Source organism: Joostella sp. (assembly GCF_048266025.1).
GTDB lineage: Bacteria > Bacteroidota > Bacteroidia > Flavobacteriales > Flavobacteriaceae > Galbibacter > Galbibacter atrarenae.
In genome coordinates this window covers 53,874-75,480 of sequence record NZ_JBLXAF010000005.1, presented here as the reverse complement: position 1 = coordinate 75,480, position 21,607 = coordinate 53,874, and the positions used below count along the sequence as shown (strand labels likewise).

Sequence of the window (21,607 nt, the reverse complement as noted above, 5' to 3'; positions counted from 1 at the left end):
TATGACACCACACGAGTCTATAACTGCCCTGAAAGAAAGAATGGGAAGCGCCATTATAGGGCAAGATACATTAATAGAACGAATTATATTAGTACTTCTTGCAGATGGTAATATGCTGTTAGAAGGATTACCTGGATTGGCAAAAACAAGGGCAATTAAGACCTTAGCTAAGGAGTTAAATTGCGGATTAAGTCGTATCCAATTCACAGCAGATTTATTACCTTCTGATATTACAGGAACCGAAATTTATCAACCAGAATTAGAGGATAAATTTGTGTTTCAACCAGGACCTATTTTTAGTAACTTAATCTTAGCGGATGAGATCAATAGAGCTCCTGCAAAAGCTCAAGGTGCCTTATTAGAGGCGATGGAAGAACGACAAGTATCTGTAGCTGGAAAAACCTATACTATGGAACCTCTTTTTATGGTAATGGCAACTCAGAATCCTGTTGAGCAAGAAGGAACATATCCGTTGCCAGAGGCTCAAATGGACCGTTTTATAATGCATGTTATAATTGATTATCCAGATGATGCTTCCGAATTAGCAATTCTTCGTCTTAATAGAGAGGAGCAGAAAAAGACTAAAGAGAAACCACATGAACTGCTAGAACCTCAAGTTATTTTTGATGCACGAAAAGAAATCGCTAAAGTGACAATCTCTGAGGCTATGGAGAAGTATATTGTTGACATTATATCAGGTACACGTTACCCGTCAAAATATAGCGAACAATTAGCTTCTTGGATAGATTATGGAGCTAGTCCAAGGGGATCTATCGCTATTGATAGAGCTTGTAGAGTACACGCTTGGATGAAAGGAAATGATTTTGTAGCTCCAGATGATATTCGTGCTGTAGTTCACGATTGTCTACGTCACCGTTTAATATTGAGTTATGAAGCCAATGCAGAAGGTGTTAGTGCTGATGATGTAATTGGAGAATTATTAAAACAAGTGGCTGTAGTTGCTTAATATAAGTTACTACAATCTTATGATGTGTTCGTATGGCAAAAAATAAAGAATATCCTCAAGACGTTTTTACTTCTTTATCCGAGTTAATGAAAAAAGAACACTCGGCTAGAAACCTTAATTTCTTATCTAGAAAACATAAGGTGAATAGTTCATTGTCGGGAAAACATGCTTCAAAACTTCGTGGACGTGGATTAGAGTTCGAAGAGGTTCGTAATTATGTAAATGGTGATGATATTCGAAATATCGATTGGAAAGTTACTGCTAGAACTCAAAAGACACACACACGCGTATACACTGAAGAAAAGGAGAAGCCGATACTTATTGTTGTCGATCAATCTAAATCTATGTTTTTTGGTTCTAAAGTGCGCACTAAATCTGTAGTTGCAGCTGAATTGGCAGCAGTAGCAGCTTTTAGAGTATTAAAAGAAGGAGATAGAGTAGGAGGAATTGTTTTTGCTGATGATGGCTATGATGTTGTGAAACCAAAGCGCAGTAGAAAGAATGTATTGAATCTTTTAGAAAAAATTGTACAGCGAAATCACGAGTTAAAAACATCAAAACCTGTTGAGTTTGAGAGTGCTTTAAAAGATGTTATTCAGCGTATCAACAATATAGTAACGCATGATTTTTTAGTGGTGATTATTAGTGACTTTTTAAGGTATTCCCCTAAGTTGATAAAATCTATTGCTGCAATATCTCAACATAACGATTTGGTGTTGGCAAAAGTTTCAGATCCTATGGAAAACATTATTCCGAAGCAAAAATTTGTAGCTGGTAATACAACACATCAGATTGTAATAGATGGAAAAAGCAAAGCAACTAGAGAGGCTTTTAAAGAAGGTTTTGATACCAACTATTACAATTTTCAAGATGAAATGAAAAAGTATAGAGTACCTGTTTTTATGGTCGATACGGTACAACCTTTAGACGATCAATTAAGAGAAGTATTAGGAAAATTAAGCGCAGTTAAATGATAGGTGTTCAACAAATAACCGATACTATACAAAAGGATTCTATTCCTGATGAGTTAAAATCGTTGCAGCTCGAAAAGCTATATGAGCCAGATCCTATACCGTTTACTTTCGAAACTGTAGGATGGAAAATATTAGCAGTAATAGTTGTTCTAGTGTTATGCATATCGGCTTACTTCATGATAAGAAATTATAGACGAAATGCATATCGTAGAGAAGCTTTAAATAAATTAAAAGTAGTTAATTCTATAGGAGAGACATTAGCAATACTAAAGATAGTTGCTATTAGAACTTTCGGTCGTGATGAGGTAGGAAGTTTATATGGAAAATCGTGGTTAGAGTTTTTAGATAGAACCGGAAAAGGAGTAGCATTTCTTTCCTTAGAAAAAGATATTGAAGCGACAGTATATAAAAGTGATATGGCAAGTGATAAGCAAAAAGCTGCTATTTTGTTAAACTCAAAAAAATGGATAAAAACACATGCCTGATAATTTTGAAATAGCGAACCTGTGGGTATTTTTCTTGATTCCATTGCCTTTTTTGGTATATGTACTCTTTCCGTCCGTGCGAATAAAAAGTGCATCTTTATTTTATCCTGTATTTGATTATGCGGTAGAATATACCAATCAAAAACCAAAGAAAGCAGCTTTAGTAAAACGTAGAAACCTATTCGTATGGATTTGTATGTTTTTATGTTGGATATTAATTCTTGGAGCATTGTCTTCGCCTCAGTTGGTAGGAAAACCAGAAATGAAAGTTAAAACATCTAGAAACTTTTTAATTGCAGCCGATATTTCTTTTAGTATGGCGCAAAAAGATTGGGAAATAGATGGTAAGAAAGTTCGTAGATGGGATGCCGTTAAAGATGTAATGCACGACTTTATTAAGAAAAGAGAAGGAGATCGAATGGGATTGATTTTCTTTGGTTCTAGTTCATATATCCAAGCGCCTTTTACGCCAGATTTAGAAGTGGTAGATCAAATGCTGGAAGAAGCCGACGTAGGTATGGCTGGGCAAATGACACATATTGGAAAAGCCATTACTAAAGGTGTAGGAATGTTTGAGAAAGACACTATAAAGACGAAAGTAATGTTATTGCTTACGGACGGTGTGGATGCTGGAACAGATATTTTACCACTTGATGCTGCTGATATTGCACAAAAAGATACAGTAAGGATTTATACAGTAGGAATTGGAGATCCAGGTGGAGCAGGAAATGATTTAGATGAAAGAACCCTTGAAGATATTGCTGATCTTACAGACGGGCAATATTTTAGAGCAAAAGATAAAGAAAGATTAGAGCAGATTTATGCTGAACTAGATAAATTGGAGCCTATAGAATATGAAGAAGAGGAGAACAAACCTGTAACTCTTCTTTACTATTATCCATTGGGTGCAGCAATTGGAATTATACTATTAATGATGTTCTTTTTAACCTTAATAAAGTTATTTAAACGCATCAATCAAAAGGAGGAAAGCCATGTATAAAGATTTATTTCCTATAAATTGGAGTGATTTTCACTTTTTAAGACCGCAATTTCTGTGGTTATTGGTGGCTGTATTGGTTTTGGTAATTATTAGTTTAATAGCCATGCGCCAAGAAATGAAATGGAAGAAGATCATTGCTCCACATTTACGTAAGTATGTTATTTCTAAAGGAAGTAACACAGCTAAATTCTGGATGCATATGCTTTTACTTTTTACAATGGCTTTTGGGATTCTAGCATTAGCTGGACCTACATGGAAAAAAGTAGAAGTGCCAGGTCAGAAGTTAGAAACACCAATGGTTGTGTTATTGGATTTGTCACAAAGTATGATGGCAGAAGATATCCAGCCTAATAGATTGGAACGTGCTAAATTTAAAATTCAAGATCTTATAAAATATAATCCAAGAGCGAGAATGGCTCTTGTAGGTTTTGCTGGGACTGCACACACTATAGTTCCATTAACTAAAGATTATGAGATTGTAAAAAGCCATGTGGAAGGTTTAAAACCATCAACGATGCCTTTTCCTGGATCCGATTTAAATGCGGCATTAGTTCTAGGAGATTCATTAACGCAAGTCACAAAAGCGCCTGGTACAATTGTATTATTCTCAGATGATTTTTCAGAAAAAGAAAGAATGATTCTGAACAATTTTGTCAGAGAATCAAAAAATAAAGTTATCATTTTACCTATGAATACTGTTGGGGGGTCTGAGATTCCTTCACCAAATAGTAGGTATAATATAAAAGATAGTAAAGGGGAACCAGTAAGATCTTTTTTAGATGCTAATATAATGGCAAGTTTACAGGCTATTGAAGGGATTGATGTACAAACACTTACTTTAGATGATAGTGATGTGGAGCTAATAGCTAAAAAAATTAGTAAGAACTTAGTCTTTAATGAAAAGCCCGAAGAAAAGGAAGACGATTGGAGAGACGCTGGTTTGTTGCTAGTTGTTCCTATGGCATTTTGTATGCTGTTGTGGTATCGTAAAGGATGGGTGCTTTATGGATTGGTTTTTGTCCTTTTAACATCTTGTAATAGTGAGACTAGTTTTCAAGATTTATGGTATACAGAAGATTACCAAGGGCAACGATTATCAGATGCTGGAGATTATAAAGCAGCTGCAGAAGCCTATAAAGATCCATTAAGAAAAGGAGTAGCTTATTTTAAAGATGAAGATTATGAATCGGCAATAACAGCTTTTTCTAAAGATACAACGGCTGTAGGTTCTTATAATTTAGGATTGGCATATTTTAAGAACGGAGATTATGCCGCTGCTCAATATGCATTTGGAATGGCTGCAGAAATGGATCCAACCATGGATGCTGCTGTAGCAAATAATAATATGCTTCAAAAAATGCTCCCTGGAACCGATAAGATGAGCGCAGAAAATGCAGAAGAATCCGCGGGAGAACAGAAAGCTAAGAATGAGAGGAATGAGGATATGGAAGACCTTAGTGGTGGTGGACAAGAAGCTACCAAAGAGGATATGAAGAAGAAGCGAAAAGAGGAAAATGTAGACACAGATATTCGTAAAGGAAAAGAGCTTGATGAAGTGCCCGATGATGTTAAAGCGAGTATGCAACAACAAAATAAAGATAAAGTTTTGATGCGTAAAGTTGATGATGATCCAACGCTGTTTTTACAACGAAAATTTAAATATCAAGTAAAGAAGTATAACATTAAACCTAAAAGTACAGATGAAACAGAATGGTAATGTTATATATGTAGTTTTAGCGCTGATGCTATGTTTGTTTGTTTCTTCTAAAGCAACATCACAAACGTTGTGGGGTGAAGTGAGCTTAAATAAATCGAGCGTTTATGTTGGCGAGCCAGTACAAGTAAGTGTTACGGTATATACATCAACTTGGTTTACAACGGGACTCGACCTTGGTAATATCAAAGTAAATGGTGCTTTTACAATATATTTTAGACCTGTAAGTAAATCGTTTTCTAGAAATGGTCAGAATTATGCTGGAGTACAACTTATTTATCATGTATTTCCCTTTAGTGAAGATGATGTTACTTTCCCAGCTCTTGAAATTGAAGTAGAAACACCTGCTCCAGGAGGATATAAAGGAGTAAAACGTATCGTAAAAACGAAGGAGAAAGTTATAAAAGTTAAACCAACACCGCCAAGTTTTAAAGGCGACGAATGGTTAGTGGCTTCAAGCTTAACAGCTAGCGAACGTTGGTCTGGAAATCGTAATAATGTAAAAGTAGGAGATGTATTAGTTCGTACCATAACAAGAAAAGTGGGGGGGACGGTTCCAGAGTTAATTCCACCAACCGTTTGGGATACTGTCCCAAATGTGAGTATGTATCCTGGGAGAAGTACAATAGATAGTTATAAATCTAAAACCGCTATTAGCGCTCAACGTACAGAAACTATTCAGTATTTATTCGAGAAAGAAGGAGAAACGGTAATTCCAGACAAAGTATATACTTGGTATAATCCATATAGACAGAAGCTTTATAAAAAAACGATTAAAGGATTTAGTGTTAATGTAGCAGCAAATCCAGATTTGGGAATGCTAGAAAGTGTTCGTGATTCTCTAAAACTCCAAGAAGAGAAGATTGTTGCAGAAACTAAAGAAAAAGAGCCTTTAACAATTTTAGGACTTTCTGTGAAGGACTTTATCATTGCTGCCATCATTGTAATTGCGGTATTATTGATAGTAATTTATCTTCTTAGAAAATTAATTACGTACATAATAAAACGTAGAAAAGCATATAGGAATTCAGAGTTGTATTATTTCAACCAATTGAAGCGTACCGTTGGAAGCAGTAATAAAAATAAAATTATGGATAAACTGTATCGATGGATAGATGAGATAGATATAGAAGAACCAAGTGCTCACTATTTATTAATGAAGTACGATCTCAAAAGAGAGGTGGATATAAATAACATCGCATCTTCATTAAATGCACATAAATTGAAGAACATTAGAAAGAATTATTTGAATAGAAATACACAAGCGGTAGATACTAATTGGATTAATCCGTAGTTTTTTTTAAGTATTTCAATAAGAAGAGTATATATTATAAAAAAAGCTCAACTAACTTTATAAAGTTAGTTGAGCTTTTTTGTTGTGGAGTCGGGGAGATTTTTTTCAAGATCACCATTAGCCACTATTGCAAATAAAAATACCCATCATAAAAAAATGATGGGCACCTTAAATCTTTTAAAAATATCTAAACCAGCTTGCCATTTTTAATAGCTTTAATGTGCTAGATATTTTTGAGTGTTGTGGAGTCGGGGAGATTCGAACTCCCGTCCAAACAAGCAATCAAAATGCTTTCTACATGCTTAGTTTTCGTTCGATTGTCGACACGCAGCTGACCGAAAACCGCCCACTACGCGCTTAGCTTCTTAAGTTTTAAAATAGTGCCGAAGCTACACCATTTCTATGTTGACTTTTATGGTGTCTCAATACGGGTCGCCATCAACAAGGGCTACCCAGAGACATCTCGCCTTCCCGCCTTGCGGGAACGTGGCCAAAATCTTACTATAAATTCAGATTAGGCAGCAAGAGCGTAGTTATTCTCGCCATTTGAAAAAATGTGAAATATGAGATTTCAGAGCTATATCCCAGCGCTCTGCATGCTTACACTTTCATTAGACTCGCTGTCAAAACCAGTCGACCCCATGTGTATTCAAAGAACTTTTGTTTGTGCATTTCCCTCGTAAAAAAACTCGGGGCGGGCTATTCGCTGTATCTTTTTAAAAACTCATCCTTCGGCAAGCTCAGGATTAATTTTTAAAAAGGATGCCGCTACTATCCCTAATGCGGGATGCAAATGTAATACAATTTCTATTAATCTATAGGAATCTTGTACATTTACATATATCCACGTATTTTTAGAACAAATTTTATACCAAATTCATATATGAAATTCGGAATCATCAAAGAACGTAAAACTCCGCCAGACAGAAGAGTTGTGCTCTCACCAGAAGCCTGCCAAGCTGTCAAGCGTGCATTTCCAGATGCAGAAATAATTGTAGAGCCTTCAGAAATAAGAACCTTTAAAGATGAAGAATATCAGAAATTAGGGTTTCATGTTTCAGAAGATATGAAGCAATGTGATGTTTTATTGGGAGTTAAGGAAGTTCCTATTGAAGAACTAATTCCAAATAAAAAATACTTTTTCTTTTCACATACCATAAAAAAGCAATCCTATAATAGAGGATTATTACAAGCCGTATTAGAAAAAAACATCGAGTTATACGATCATGAGGTAATTACAAATTCTGAGGGGCAGCGTCTAGTTGCTTTTGGTCGCTATGCAGGTATTGTAGGAGCTTATAATGGTATTAGAACTTACGGACTTAAATACGATTTGTTCAGCATTCCAAAGGCAGAAACTTTACCTAGTATAAAAGCACTATTAAAAACAGTATCTGATGTTACGCTTCCGAAGATAAAAATATTACTTACTGGAACAGGAAGAGTAGGGAATGGCGCTAAGGAGATTTTGGATGGTATGGGGATTAAAGAAGTTTCTGTTGATGAATATTTAGATAATGAATTTGAAGAGGCTGTATATTGCCAAATTGATGTTTTAGATTATAACAAACGTAAAGATGGTGCTTTTTCTGAAATCTCAAATTTCTATAATAATCCATCAGAATACGAGTCTAATTTCATGAGATTTGCACAAGTAACCGATTTCTATATAGCAGGACACTTTTATGGAGATGGAGCGCCGTATCTTTTTACGAGAGCGGATGCTAGGAAACCTGAATTTAAAATAAAAGTAGTGGCAGATATAAGTTGTGATATTAATGGCCCTGTAGCTACAACAATCCGACCATCAACAATTGCAGATCCTATTTATGGTTATAACCCTAAGTCGGAACTGGAAACAGACTTTAAAGAAAAAGATGCAATTGCAGTAATGGCAGTAGATAATCTCCCTTGTGAAATTCCTGCCGATGCTAGTGCTGGATTTGGGGAGAGCTTTATTGCACATGTGATTCCTGCATTTTTTAATAATGATAAAGACGGAATTTTATACCGAGCGAGGATGACTTCTAGTGGAAAACTTACAGAGCGATATAGTTATCTTCAAGATTATATAGAGGAAAAGGAATAGTGGGTTATTAATTTTAAGTATCTTTTAGTGTTCACTTTTTTAAAGAGTTAGTAATATTACGTAACTTGCGACGCTAATTTTTAATAAAATCGTAGCTAATTACGATTATTTTATTTTTTTCAAAAAAAAGCTTGCTAATGTATAATTCAAAAATAACAGGTTTAGGATATTATGTCCCAGAGAATGTAGTTACCAACGACGATTTGTCTAAAGTAATGGATACTAATGATGCTTGGATTCAAGAGCGCACAGGGATAAAAGAACGTCGTCATGTAGTGAGAGGAGAAGATACAACCACTTCTATGGGTGTTAAAGCTGCTAAAATTGCTATTGAGCGCTCTGGTTTAGATAAAGATGATATCGATTTTATTGTTTTTGCAACTTTAAGTCCAGATTATTATTTCCCTGGACCAGGAGTATTGGTGCAAAGAGATTTAGGAATGAAAACTGTTGGAGCGCTAGATGTTAGAAATCAGTGTTCTGGTTTTATATATGCTATTTCTGTTGCCGATCAATTTATAAAAACAGGAATGTATAAAAATATTCTTGTTATTGGTTCAGAAGTTCATTCTACAGGATTGGATATGACTACTCGTGGAAGAAGCGTTTCGGTTATTTTTGGAGATGGAGCTGGAGCAGCAGTTTTAAGTAGAGAAGAAGATAATTCTAAAGGTATTTTATCTACTCACTTACATTCAGAAGGAGAGCATGCTGAAGAGTTGGCATTAATAGCCCCAGGGATGGGAAAACGATGGGTAACAGATATTTTAGAAGATAATGATAGTGAAGACACTTCATATTTACCACATATGAACGGGCAATTTGTATTTAAAAATGCAGTTGTACGTTTTAGTGAAGTTATAAATGAAGGCTTACAAGCTAATAATTTGACGCCTGCAGATATAGATATGTTAGTGCCACATCAGGCAAACTTGAGAATTTCACAGTTTATTCAACAGAAATTTAAGCTAAGTGACGATCAAGTATATAATAATATAATGAAGTATGGTAATACAACAGCCGCTTCTATTCCTATTGCATTAACAGAAGCATGGGAACAAGGAAAAATAAAAGAAGGAGATACCGTTGTATTAGCTGCATTTGGAAGTGGATTTACATGGGGAAGTGCCATTATAAAGTGGTAACTTTTTAGTAATAAAATAATGCGAATCAAAGCAGTATCTTTAGAGATGCTGCTTTTTTATTTTTATAACAATTTAGTTACATACAAATAGTAAAGAATTTACTATATTTATAATTCGCTTTTTTTTGAACGTAAAACGATTTAGTAGAAATGAAAACAAACTCCGAGGAAGTAAAAAGTGTTAAACATGTAAAGGTAGGAACCTATGAACATAGTAGATTTGAAAAGATTCATAATGTGATTTTTAAAAAGTCTTCTAAAGCGTCCTATCTCGTTGCCAAAGAGATTGCAGACCTTATTCGAACAAAGGATAGTAAAGGAGAAAAGTGTGTTTTAGGACTTGCTACAGGTTCTTCTCCAATCCGTGTATATGAAGAATTAATTATGATGCATAAGGAGGAGGGACTGAGTTTTAAAAATGTGGTTACTTTTAATTTGGATGAATATTTCCCGATGAATCCGGAGAGTATTCATAGTTACCATTATTTTATGCATGAAAACTTATTTGATCATATTGATATTCCAAAAGATCAAATTCATATTCCAGATGGAACTATTTCTCAAGATGAGGTTAATGATTATTGTGCAGCTTATGAGGAGAAAATTGCATCCCATGGAGGTTTAGATTTTCAATTACTAGGAATTGGTAGAACTGGACATATTGGTTTTAATGAGCCTGGTTCTCACTTTAACTCTGTAACAAGAAGTATCACGCTAGATCAATTAACTCGAGAAGATGCTGCTAGTTCGTTCCTTGGAATAGAAAATGTGCCTAAGAAAGCCATTACAATGGGTGTTGGAACAGTAAATAATGCGAAACGTATTGTTTTATTGGCTTGGGGACATAAAAAGGCTGAAATTGTAAAGCGTACCATAGAAGGTGAAGAGTCGGCACAGATACCGGCAACCTATCTTCAAGACCATCCAAATACGACTTTTGTTTTGGATGAAGAGGCTGCTTCTCTTTTAACTCGCGTAGAATCACCTTGGTTGGTAGATGCTGTAGAGTGGACCGAACCAATGATAAAACGTGCAGTTGTTTGGCTTTGTGATAAGGTAGAAAAATCTATTTTACGATTAACAGATAAAGATTTTAATGAGAATGGATTGGCTTCTTTATTGGCTGAAAAAGGATCTTCTTATGAGTTAAATATAGAAATGTTTAATCAGTTGCAGCATACTATTACAGGTTGGCCTGGAGGAAAACCTAATGCTGATGATACGAATAGACCAGAGCGTAAATCTCCAGCTAAAAAGCGTGTTATTATATTTAGTCCGCATCCAGACGATGATGTTATTTCTATGGGAGGTACTTTTGATAGATTGGTGCAACAAGGACATGAAGTACATATAGCTTATCAAACTTCAGGAAATATTGCTGTTTCTAATGCTGATGCTTTAAAATTTGCTGAAGTAGCAATGGATTTTCTTCCTGAAGGGAGTGAGTTAGAGAAGTTGAAGGAAACTATTTCTGGAATTAATGAGAAGAAAGAGAATGAAATTGATCCATTATCAGTTCGAGAATTAAAGGGACTTATAAGAAAAAGAGAATCGATTGCTGCAACTCGTTATTTTGATGTTCCAGATGAGCAGGTACATTTCTTAAACCTTCCGTTCTATGAAACTGGAGCTGTTAAAAAGAGTCCGCTTGGGAAAGAAGATATAGATATTGTTAAAAATTTAATTGCTGAAGTAAAGCCACATCAGGTATATGCGGCTGGAGATTTGGCTGATCCACACGGAACACATAAAGTGTGTTTGGATGCTGTTTTTAAAGCGATGGCAGAATTAAAACCAGAGCCTTATATGGCAGATTGTTGGTTATGGCTATATAGAGGAGCTTGGCACGAATGGGAGATCCATGAGATAGATATGGCTGTTCCTATGAGTCCAGATCAAGTGTTGAGAAAAAGAAAAGCTATTTTCTTCCATCAGACACAAAAAGATGGTGTATTATTTCAAGGAGAAGACCTTCGTGAATTTTGGGTTCGTGCTGAAGATAGAAATAAGAAGACAGCTGCTCATTATAGAAACCTTGGACTTTCTGATTATGCCGCAATGGAAGCATTTAAAAGGTTTGATTATTAAGATTACAAACAGAATATATAAAAAACTAAAGCCCGAAAGTATTTTCTTTCGGGCTTTTTATTAATAACAGGCATAGAACGACTAACCATAAACCATATATTTATGCTGTGTTACTAATTTCTTACAACATACCGCCGCTATCTTGTTTGGTGTTGTTATCTCTATTTTTACGTTGTACTTTTCTGTTTTTTCCACCGCCAAATCGGTATGATAATCCTGCAAAAACAGTTCTACTTTCCCAATTAAAAGCTCCTTCTTGTCGGTAAGGTAAATCGCCATCAAACTGAAATTGCATGGTATTAAAAATATCATTAAAGTTTAAACTGAAAGTTCCTTTTCCATTAGCAAAACTATATCTAGCTCCTGTATTTACAAAATACATGGGTTTAGCATTCATTTGAATTCCTTTGTTTTCTCCTCTATAGAATCCAAAAAGGGATAATGATAACTTCTTTGTGATTGTAAAGTTGTTATTTAAACGAGCGTTATAAGCTACATTTTCTACTTCTATATTTTCTTCAATAATATCATCTACCGTTGGATCTTCTGTAGAATTAAGACGTTCTGATAATCCACGTTGCGTTTGTGAATACAAGTCGAAACTCCCATTTATACTCCACCATTCTAAAGGCTTGTAATTAGCAGATATTTCAAAACCAAAGGCTTCCGTGTCATCAAAATTCCCGTAAGTAAGTATCTGCTTTGTTAAATCTAATCTGTCAACATAAACTGTTCGGTTAATTTCATCTTTAATTGCTCTGTAGTAAACTCCAAAAGTGATGCTACCGTGTTCTAATCTGCGGGTGTAATTTGTCTCAAAAGAATTTGTAAACTGTGGTTTTAAGCTTTCATTTCCATAAGATGATATAAGTGGGGTGCTCCATTCTCTAATAGGGTTTACCTGACTTAAACCTGGTCTGTCAACTCTTCTACTGAAACTTACCTGAAACTGGTTTTTTTCTGAAGGAGAATACGTAACATATGCAGATGGGTATAGTTGCGAATAATCATCTGTAAAACTACGAACACTATTTGTGTCTGCTTTGACGGTTACATCTTCATATCGAGCTCCTACTTGGTAGCTCCATTTTTCAAAATTCTGACCAAAAGTTGCATATGCAGAATAGATGTCCATTCCGTAAATAAATTCTGTTCCTGGAGTAGGAACGAGCTCTCCACCATTATTAAAACTATATCCTGTGGAAGCATAATCTACATTTGTTTCAAAATTTCTTGCTTCAAGTCCAAGTTCTAATTTGGATTTTTCAGACAACGGATTTACATAATCTAAATTTGCAATAGTCTGTTGTCTTCTAGTATCTACAAAATCTTGGTAATTAGGTTGACTTGAAGTTCCTAAATAGTCAAAATATGCATCTTCTTCATTAGTGAAATTACTATAATCTACTTCTAATTCTATATTATGACCTTCTTTATCAAAATCTCTTTTGTAGTCGAAATTATATTGCTCGTTTTGATTAGAATTCTCATTGTTGAATATTTGTCGGTTATCATCAACAGTAGGGTCTACATTGGTAATTCGAGTATCGCCATTCCCTTTTCCATCATATATATTCTGATTCGTGAAAACTGAGATTGTATTTTTATCATTTAAGAAAAAGTCAACTCCTAATTTATATAAATGTGATTTATTATTATTGAAAAAGCTAAAATCTTGAATCTGATTCTCATTAAAATTTACTGTTGATTCATCATCAAAACGTTCAATTCTACCTCCATTAACGTATTTTCCGATATTATTTCCGTAGTTACCATAGAAATTAAACTTTCCTCTTCGGTAGTTTAAATCGATAGAACTGTTAAACTTGGCTTCCTCTTCATACGATAACCCTAGATTTAAATTTCCGTTAAACCCAATATTGGCATCTTTATAAAGTACAATATTTATAAGCCCGCTCATCCCTTCAGGATTGTATTTTGCTGAAGGATTGGTTATTAATTCAATTTTTTTGATTGATGTTGATGGGATTTGCTTTAAAAGTTGTGCTACAGGTACGTTAGATAATTTTCCATCGACCATAACACGTACATTAGAATTCCCTCGCATAGAAAGGTCTCCCGTCTGTTGATCTACATTTAAAGAGGGGATGTTATTCATAATGTCGCTTGCTGTTGCCCCTTGTGTGGTAAGGTCTTTTCCGACATTGATAACTTTTCGATCTATTTTTTGTTCGATGGTAGAGCGTTCAGCAACAACATCTACACCTTCGAGCTCTGTAATATTCTCTTCAAGGGTAATTGTTCCTAATGATATATTTCTATTTTCTTTTGAAATTGTTATTGCTTTACTGAAAGAATTGTAACCTATAAATTGTACTTCAAAGACATAAGATCCATCTTCAATATTAGTTAGTTCAAAAGTACCATCGTCATTTGTAATCCCGCCAGTAACAGCAGTGCCATCTTTTTTAATGGCAACAGTAGCGTAAGGAATTGGTTGTTGTAGTGACTTATCGATTACAGTACCTTTAATAGTACCAAGTTTAGCGAAATTTGTTTGTGGGGCACTGTTCTGTGCGTGTGTAATGGCTGTTATGGCAACCATACATAAAAGGATGAAATTTTTCATTGGTTAGATTTTGATTGTTTGATTGATGATTTTTGCTTATTTTGATTAAGGTTGTTATATAACTTGACGACTAGTTTTAGGAACTGTTACAATTAGTATAATTTTTTAACATAGTTTAACAAATGGGAAAAGCATTAGTAATGGGGGCATCATTAAAGCCTTCGAGATATAGTAACATAGCTATAAATAGATTGGTTTCTGCTGGAGAAGAAGTAGTGGCTTTTGGACTCAGAACAGGCGAAGTTGCAGGGGTAAAAATAGATACAGAGCTTTTAAAATATAAAGATGTAGATACTGTAACCTTGTATTTGAACCCTAAAAATCAAGAGCCATATTACGATTATATTTTAGGTTTAAATCCGAAGCGTGTTATTTTTAATCCAGGGACGGAAAACCCATATTTTTATGCACAATTACGTGATAAAAATATAGAAGCAGAAGTGGCTTGTACGTTAGTTTTACTTTCTACTGGGCAGTATTAAACATAACCTCTTTTTCTTTGATTGTTGGTTTTCTGGAAATAAGAAGAAGACCGATAAATGTGAGTGCCCCGTTTAGAATCAACACGAAAAACCCGAAGTCAAATTCGTAATAAGTTTTACTCACGTAACTTATAAAATAAGCTAGAAAAGGAGACAAAATAGCAACAACAGGAACCCATTTATCATTGGCTTTTAGTTTAGTAAATAACCCAAAACTATAAAGGCCTAAAAGAGGACCGTAAGTATAGCCTGTAAAGACAAAAAGTTTTGCAATTACACTTTCGTCTTTTATGATATACTTAAAAGCTATAATAACAAGGATTAGTAATAGAGAGAATAAAACGTGAATTTTTTTCCTGATACTAATCTGTTTTTCCTGAGAATATTTCTTTTCAATATTTAAAATATCAACACTAAAAGAAGTTGTTAGTGAGGTTAATGCGCTATCTGCGCTACTATATGCCGCAGCTATCAACCCGATTAAGAAAAATATAAATACTCCCATTCCGAGATAGTCTTTAGCTAAAACGGCAAATAAATCATCTTTATGAGCGTCGATTCCATATTGCTGAGCATAAACAGTCATTAAAAGACCTAAACATAGAAATATAAAATTTACAATAGTAAGAACAATTGTAAACCAAAACATATTTTTTTGAGCATCTTTTAAAGATCTACATGTGAGATTTTTTTGCATCATATCTTGGTCTAATCCCGTCATTACAACAGAGATAAAAGCACCAGAAATAAACTGCTTCCAGAAGTAGTTAGCATTTTTAAAATCGTCAAAAAAGAACATTTTAGAAAGCTCACTCGAGGAAATATAATCGATCATATTTTCCCCAGTAATATTTAAATCATTGTATACTGTAACAATGGCTACTCCTAATGCGATAAGCATAAATAGCGTTTGTAGTGTATCCGTCCAAACAATAGTTTTAATACCGCTTTTAAAAGTATATAGCCAAATTAAAAGAATAGTTAAGGTAACGGTAGCCCAAAAAGGAACTCCCATTTCATTAAAAATAATAACCTGTAATACATTTGCTACTAGAAATAATCTGAAACTAGCGCCTACAATTCTTGATAGAAGAAAAAATGAAGCACCAGTTTTATAGCTATTTTTTCCAAATCTTTTTTCTAAGTAGGTGTATATAGAAGTAAGATTGAGTTTGTAATAGAGAGGTAATAGTACGGTTCCGATGATTAGATATCCAAGAATATATCCAAAAACAACCTGCATATATCCAAATTTCGATTCTTCTACCCAACCAGGTACAGAAATAAAAGTGACTCCACTTAGCGAGGCGCCAATCATTCCGAAAGCAACAATATACCATGGTGATTGCCTATTGGCCTTAAAGAAATTATCGTTACTTTCTCCGTCTTTACTCGTAAGAAAAGATATTAATATTAGAATACCGAAGTAAGCTGCAATGATTAATAGGATGTATATTGGTTTCATGTAATGTTATTTCAGAAAATGAATTTACAAAACTATGTTATAAAATTTATTTTTGATGCTTAAAATTGTAATTTCGCAATAATGGAGTTTTCATCTAAATTATTAGAAAATGCAGTCTATGAAGTTTCTCAACTTCCAGGCATAGGAAAGCGTACGGCGTTACGTTTAGTTTTGCATTTGTTGCGACAACAAGAAAGTCAGACTACAAATCTATCTAAAGCATTACAAAATTTAAGAAGTGAAGTTAAGTTTTGTAAAAGCTGTCATAATATTTCTGATTTTGAACTATGTGAAATATGTGCAAACCCTAAGCGTGAGCAAACATTAATTTGCGTAGTGGAAGATATTCGCGATGTTATGGCAATAGAAAACACTGGGCAATATAGGGGAATATACCATGTTTTGGGAGGAAAGATCTCTCCAATGGACGGTATTGGTCCTTTAGATCTTAATATAGCAACCTTAGTCGAGAAAGTAAAAGAAGATAAAGTAAATGAAATAATTTTTGCTTTAAGCTCTACGATGGAGGGGGATACAACCAATTTTTATATCTTTAAGCAATTAGAAAATTATAAAGTAGTTACTTCTACTATTGCGAGAGGGATTTCTGTTGGGGATGAATTGGAATACGCAGACGAGGTTACATTGGGAAGAAGTATCTTACATAGAATCCCTTTTGAAAACTCTTTAAAGAGTGATTAACAGTTGTTTGTGAAATTTGAAAGAAAATTTAATAACAAAAACGCTTATTTTTTATTATTTTCGCAAAATAGGCATCTTAAAATAGCTACAAATTATTGATATGGCAAGAATTGAATTAAAACTTCCCCAGATGGGTGAAAGTGTCGCAGAAGCAACAGTAACTTCATGGTTGAAAGAAATCGGAGATACTATAGAAGCAGATGAGGCAGTATTAGAAATTGCAACCGATAAAGTAGATTCTGAAGTTCCAAGCGAAGTAGATGGGGTTTTGGTAGAAAAGTTTTTTGAGGTTGATGATGTTGCGAAAGTTGGAGCTGTACTGGCTATAATTGAAACAGAGGGCGATGCAGAAGGAGCTTCTGAAGAAACGGATGAGAGTTCTGACGAAGAGGTTGAAGAAGTAGATGAAGCTTCAGTAGAAGAACTAGAAGATAATATTTCAGCAGCAAAAGAAACAGTAACTGCTCCTGTAGCAGATTATTCAGATTCTGAGAGATTTTACTCTCCTTTGGTTAAAAATATCGCTAAAGAAGAGAATATATCGCTTGAAGAGCTTGAAACAATCCAAGGAAGCGGGAAAGACAATCGCGTTACCAAAGATGATATATTAAATTATATTGAGAATAGAGGTTCTAAGCAGCAAGCTGCTCCAGAAACTCAAGCTGCTCCAAAACAAGATATTACTTCAGGAAAACCTGTTCAGCAACAGCCAATAGCGCAGGCTACTCAAGCAGCGCCAGTTTCTGTAAATGGACAAGACGAGATTATCGAAATGTCCAGAATGGGGAAATTGATTTCTCATCATATGGTGCAGAGTGTTCAAACATCTGCTCATGTACAGAGTTTTATAGAAGTAGACGTTACAAATATTTGGAACTGGAGAAATCGAGTTAAAAACGAATTTCAAAAGAGAGAAGGAGAGAAATTAACATTTACTCCAATCTTTATGCAGGTTATCGCTAAGACGATTAAAGATTTTCCTATGATTAATATTTCTGTTGATGGAGATAAAATCATCAAGAAGAAAAATATTAACTTAGGAATGGCTGCTGCTTTACCGGATGGAAACTTAATTGTTCCGGTAATTAAAAATGCAGATCAGTTAAATCTTGTGGGGATGGCAAAACGTGTAAACGACTTAGCTGGACGTGCTCGTCAAAATAAGTTGAAGCCAGATGATATTCAAGGAGGAACTTATACTGTAACAAATGTTGGTACTTTTGGAAGTGTTATTGGAACGCCGATAATTAACCAACCTCAAGTAGCAATTTTGGCATTAGGAGCTATAAGAAAAGTACCTGCGGTTATAGAAACTCCAGAAGGGGACTTTATAGGAATTAGACATAAAATGTTTTTATCTCATAGTTACGACCATCGTGTAGTAAATGGAGCTTTAGGAGGGCAATTCATACAAAGAGTTGCTGAGTATCTAGAAGCTTGGGATGGTGATAAAGAAATTTAAATAAAATATCTTTTCAAAAAATAAAAACCCTGAAAACTCAGGGTTTTATTTTTTCAATCCCTAATTTTATAATTTCAAAATATAATCATGGAATTAAACTTATCAAAGCCTATCTGTTTTTTTGACCTCGAAACCACTGGAATCGATGTAGCAAAAGACAGAGTAGTAGAAATATCAATATTAAAAGTATACCCTAACGGAAATAAAGAAAGTAGAACTTGGTTGGTAAATCCAGAGATGCCAATCCCGCCTTCATCATCAGCTATTCATGGTGTTACCGATGAAAAAGTTGCTAATGAGCCTACTTTTAAAGAGCTTTCTAAGACTATTTATAATATGATTAAGGATAGTGATTTGGCAGGGTATAATTCCAATAGATTTGATATTCCTGTTTTGGCAGAGGAGCTACTTCGTTCAGGAATAGATTTTGATATGGGGAGTCGCGTTTCAGTAGATGTTCAGACAATTTTTCATAAGATGGAACAACGTACGCTTTCTGCTGCCTATAAATTTTACTGCGGAAAGAGTTTAGAAGATGCACATACCGCAGAAGCAGATACAAATGCTACGTATGAGGTTTTAAAATCGCAGTTAGATCGTTATGAAGAATTGGAGAATAACATGAAATCTTTAAGCGAATTTACAACAAGAAAACACACAGCAGATTTCGCAGGATTTATTATTTATAATGAAGATGGGGAAGAAGCGTTTTCTTTTGGAAAGCATAAGGGGAGACGAGTTGAAGATGTAATGGAGCAAGAGCCTGGTTATTTCGGGTGGCTGTTAAATGCAGATTTTCCTTTGTATACCAAGAAGGTTCTAACGGCAATAAAACTTAGAAAGCTAAATAATAAACTGAATTAATACCTCCTTAAAATGAAGATTATTTGTATTGGTAGAAATTATACCGAGCATATTAAGGAACTACAAAACGAAAAACCTACAGATCCAGTAATTTTTATAAAACCGGATAGTGCAGTTCTTAAAAATCAGCATGACTTCTATATTCCTGAATTTTCTAATGATGTTCATTATGAAGTAGAATTACTCGTTAAGATAGGGAAAGTAGGGAAGTCTATAGATACCAAGTTTGCTCATAAATATTATAACGAAATAGGATTAGGAATCGATTTTACAGCTAGAGATTTACAAAGTAAACTTAAAGAAAAGGGGTTGCCTTGGGAAAAGGCAAAAGGCTTTGATGGAGCAGCTGTTATTGGAAAATGGATTCTAAAATCTGAATTGGGAAATATTAATAACATTGATTTTGGTTTAAAGAAAAACGATGCGTTTGTTCAAAAAGCAAACACTTCGTTAATGTTGTGGAAAGTAGATGAGTTAATTTCGTATATTTCAACTTATTTTACCTTAAAGACTGGAGATGTTATTTTTACAGGAACACCTGCCGGAGTAGGTAAAGTAAGCCCTGAAGACTATTTAGAAGGATTTATAAATGAAGAAAAAATGTTTTCTTTAAAAGTGAAATAAATTAATTACAAAACCCAAATACAACCTCTAAAGTAATATTAGACCAAATGAAATACAACCTAGACAAATTGAATGAACTATCTGGAGGCGATAAAGAATTTAACGCTTCTGTGATAGAGACTTTTTTGTTGGAAACCCCCCAAGACCTAGAAAATCTTAAAAAAGCGGTTAGCAATAAAGAATTTGACCATATTTATCAATATGCTCACAAAATTAAACCTAATGCAGATTTACTTGGTGCAGATCTTGTAAAAGAAAATCTACTTATTGTTGAAGGACATGCTCGTGGTGACAAAAATATTAAAGTAATTGAAGACCTTGTGGCTAAAGTAGATGTGGAACTTCATAATGTATTTGAAGCTTTCAAGGCATATTTAAATTAATACATGTTTGCAGAAATAATTACTATTGGAGATGAGATTCTCATCGGTCAGATTGTAGATACCAATTCCGCTTTTATAGCAAAACAATTAAATCTTATAGGTGTTTCTGTTTATCAGATTTCATCTGTTCAGGATGAAAGGGAGCATATTCTTCAAGCTTTTAAAGAGGCCGAAGAGAGAGCTGATATTGTTATAATTACTGGAGGTTTAGGACCTACAAAAGATGATATTACAAAGCATACTATTTGTGAGTATTTTCAAGATGAGCTAGTTGAAGATGCTTCTGTTTTAGCGCATGTGGAGCAATTGTTTAAAAAGTATTTTGCAAGACCAATTTCAGATTTAAATAAAAGGCAAGCTTTAGTTCCCTCTAGATCAACGGTATTACATAATCAATTTGGTACAGCCCCAGGAATGTGGTTAGAAAAAGGAGATAAAACTTTTATATCGCTTCCAGGCGTTCCTTTTGAGATGAAAGGATTGATTCAAGAAGAGGTAATTCCAAGAATACAAAATAAGTATAAGCGCCCTTATATCTTGCATAAAACTATTATTACTTATGGATTAGGTGAGAGTGCTTTAGCAGAGCGAATAGAATCTTGGGAAGACAGCTTACCGTCGTTTGTGAAACTGGCTTATTTGCCAAATGTAGGCAAAGTAAGGCTCAGGTTAACAGCAAAAGGAACTGACAAAGATATCCTTGATTCGATCGTAGAAGAGCAAATAGAGAAGCTTAAACCGCTTATTAGCGATATCTTTTTTAGTGCGGAGGAAGAGGGTTCTTTTGAAGTTGTTATTGGTAATTTATTGGCCGAAATGGGAGCAACTTTAGCAGTTGCTGAAAGTTGTACTGGAGGTAAAATTGCAGAAATGTTAACCTCTATACCTGGAGCGTCTAGATATTTTAATGGGAGTGTAGTGAGTTACGCTACACAAGCTAAAATTGATGTTTTAGGTGTTGATGAGCAGCTTATAAGTAAGCATTCTGTTGTTAGTAAGCAAGTTGCAGAAGCGATGGCGCAAGCTGCACAAAAAGTGTTTAAAGCTCACTATACAATTGCCACAACAGGTAATGCTGGACCTAAAAAAGGTGATTCTGATGCTGATGTTGGTACAGTTTTTATTGCAATAGGTACTCCTAAAGGTGTTATTTCTGAAGAATTTAACTTTGGTAATCATCGTGAAAAAGTGATAAACAAAGCCAGTAACAAGGCATTGGAGATGTTATGGAAAGAAATTTTAGAAAAATAGCATAATTTACTTGTATGTAAAGTGTAAAA

Annotated in this window: 18 protein-coding genes and 1 other RNA gene; 16 read left to right on the top strand and 3 right to left on the bottom strand. The window is 34.5% G+C overall.

Translation table 11 applies throughout. From position 1 onward, the window contains the following. Position 1: 1 nt before the first annotated feature. The 6 genes from ACN0TY_RS10300 (at position 2) to ACN0TY_RS10275 (ending at position 6,434) form a co-directional block, all read left to right on the top strand. Positions 2-967: an AAA family ATPase gene (locus ACN0TY_RS10300; RefSeq protein ID WP_236959527.1), complete on the top strand. Its 966-nt coding sequence runs from the start codon at positions 2-4 to the stop codon at positions 965-967. A gap of 32 nt (positions 968-999) precedes the next feature. Continuing rightward, positions 1,000-1,941 carry a DUF58 domain-containing protein gene (locus tag ACN0TY_RS10295; RefSeq protein ID WP_417444417.1) on the top strand — a complete coding sequence of 314 codons (942 nt, stop codon included), beginning with the start codon at positions 1,000-1,002 and terminating at the stop codon, positions 1,939-1,941. Beyond that, positions 1,938-2,426, top strand: coding sequence for a DUF4381 domain-containing protein (locus tag ACN0TY_RS10290; protein ID WP_417444416.1), 489 nt, complete (start codon positions 1,938-1,940; stop codon positions 2,424-2,426). The genes ACN0TY_RS10295 and ACN0TY_RS10290 overlap by 4 nt, the downstream gene beginning before the upstream one ends. Before the next feature lie 76 nt (positions 2,427-2,502). Continuing rightward, positions 2,503-3,426, top strand: a complete 924-nt coding sequence (locus ACN0TY_RS10285; RefSeq protein WP_417444415.1) for a VWA domain-containing protein — start codon at positions 2,503-2,505, stop codon at positions 3,424-3,426. Continuing rightward, positions 3,419-5,143, top strand: coding sequence for a VWA domain-containing protein (locus tag ACN0TY_RS10280; protein ID WP_417444414.1), 1,725 nt, complete (start codon positions 3,419-3,421; stop codon positions 5,141-5,143). Before ACN0TY_RS10285 ends, ACN0TY_RS10280 begins: the two co-directional genes overlap by 8 nt. Further along, positions 5,127-6,434, top strand: a complete 1,308-nt coding sequence (locus tag ACN0TY_RS10275) for a BatD family protein (protein WP_417444413.1) — start codon at positions 5,127-5,129, stop codon at positions 6,432-6,434. Before ACN0TY_RS10280 ends, ACN0TY_RS10275 begins: the two co-directional genes overlap by 17 nt. Positions 6,435-6,674: 240 nt before the next feature. Here ACN0TY_RS10275 and ssrA read toward each other — a convergent pair. Beyond that, positions 6,675-7,075, bottom strand: a transfer-messenger RNA (tmRNA) gene (gene ssrA / locus ACN0TY_RS10270). 242 nt (positions 7,076-7,317) lie between these two features. Here ssrA and ACN0TY_RS10265 point away from each other — a divergent pair. The 3 genes from ACN0TY_RS10265 (at position 7,318) to nagB (ending at position 11,755) form a co-directional block, all read left to right on the top strand. Next, positions 7,318-8,523, top strand: a complete 1,206-nt coding sequence (locus tag ACN0TY_RS10265; protein WP_417444412.1) for an NAD(P)-dependent oxidoreductase — start codon at positions 7,318-7,320, stop codon at positions 8,521-8,523. Positions 8,524-8,660: 137 nt separating this feature from the next. Further along, positions 8,661-9,668 carry a 3-oxoacyl-ACP synthase III family protein gene (locus ACN0TY_RS10260; RefSeq protein WP_236960329.1) on the top strand — a complete coding sequence of 336 codons (1,008 nt, stop codon included), beginning with the start codon at positions 8,661-8,663 and terminating at the stop codon, positions 9,666-9,668. A gap of 149 nt (positions 9,669-9,817) precedes the next feature. Then, a complete protein-coding gene (gene nagB / locus ACN0TY_RS10255; RefSeq protein WP_417444411.1) occupies positions 9,818-11,755 on the top strand; it encodes a glucosamine-6-phosphate deaminase in 1,938 nt (645 codons plus the stop codon). Positions 11,756-11,876: 121 nt separating this feature from the next. Here the strand turns inward: nagB and ACN0TY_RS10250 are convergent, their stop codons facing one another. Beyond that, positions 11,877-14,345, bottom strand: coding sequence for a TonB-dependent receptor domain-containing protein (locus ACN0TY_RS10250; protein WP_417444410.1), 2,469 nt, complete (start codon positions 14,343-14,345; stop codon positions 11,877-11,879). 122 nt (positions 14,346-14,467) lie between these two features. Here ACN0TY_RS10250 and ACN0TY_RS10245 point away from each other — a divergent pair, with 122 nt between their 5' ends. Beyond that, a complete protein-coding gene (locus tag ACN0TY_RS10245) occupies positions 14,468-14,827 on the top strand; it encodes a CoA-binding protein (protein WP_417444409.1) in 360 nt (119 codons plus the stop codon). Here the strand turns inward: ACN0TY_RS10245 and ACN0TY_RS10240 are convergent. Further along, the gene (locus ACN0TY_RS10240) at positions 14,811-16,292 is read right to left on the bottom strand and encodes a sodium:solute symporter (protein ID WP_236960316.1); all 1,482 of its coding nucleotides are present in this window, start codon (positions 16,290-16,292) and stop codon (positions 14,811-14,813) included. The two genes, ACN0TY_RS10245 and ACN0TY_RS10240, sit on opposite strands and share 17 nt — an antisense overlap. Positions 16,293-16,373: 81 nt before the next feature. Here ACN0TY_RS10240 and recR point away from each other — a divergent pair, with 81 nt between their 5' ends. The 6 genes from recR (at position 16,374) to ACN0TY_RS10210 (ending at position 21,578) form a co-directional block, all read left to right on the top strand. After that, a complete protein-coding gene (recR, locus tag ACN0TY_RS10235) occupies positions 16,374-16,994 on the top strand; it encodes a recombination mediator RecR (RefSeq protein ID WP_236960315.1) in 621 nt (206 codons plus the stop codon). A gap of 100 nt (positions 16,995-17,094) precedes the next feature. Beyond that, positions 17,095-18,456, top strand: coding sequence for a dihydrolipoamide acetyltransferase family protein (locus tag ACN0TY_RS10230; protein WP_417444408.1), 1,362 nt, complete (start codon positions 17,095-17,097; stop codon positions 18,454-18,456). A gap of 87 nt (positions 18,457-18,543) precedes the next feature. Next, positions 18,544-19,320, top strand: a complete 777-nt coding sequence (locus ACN0TY_RS10225) for an exonuclease domain-containing protein (protein WP_417444407.1) — start codon at positions 18,544-18,546, stop codon at positions 19,318-19,320. A 12-nt stretch (positions 19,321-19,332) separates the two neighbouring features. Next, complete coding sequence (locus tag ACN0TY_RS10220; RefSeq protein ID WP_417444406.1) at positions 19,333-19,944, top strand: fumarylacetoacetate hydrolase family protein; 612 nt, start codon at positions 19,333-19,335, stop codon at positions 19,942-19,944. Between the two features lie 47 nt (positions 19,945-19,991). Beyond that, the gene (locus ACN0TY_RS10215; RefSeq protein ID WP_417444405.1) at positions 19,992-20,327 is read left to right on the top strand and encodes an Hpt domain-containing protein; all 336 of its coding nucleotides are present in this window, start codon (positions 19,992-19,994) and stop codon (positions 20,325-20,327) included. A gap of 3 nt (positions 20,328-20,330) precedes the next feature. Continuing rightward, a complete protein-coding gene (locus tag ACN0TY_RS10210; protein ID WP_417444404.1) occupies positions 20,331-21,578 on the top strand; it encodes a competence/damage-inducible protein A in 1,248 nt (415 codons plus the stop codon). Positions 21,579-21,607: the final 29 nt, after the last annotated feature.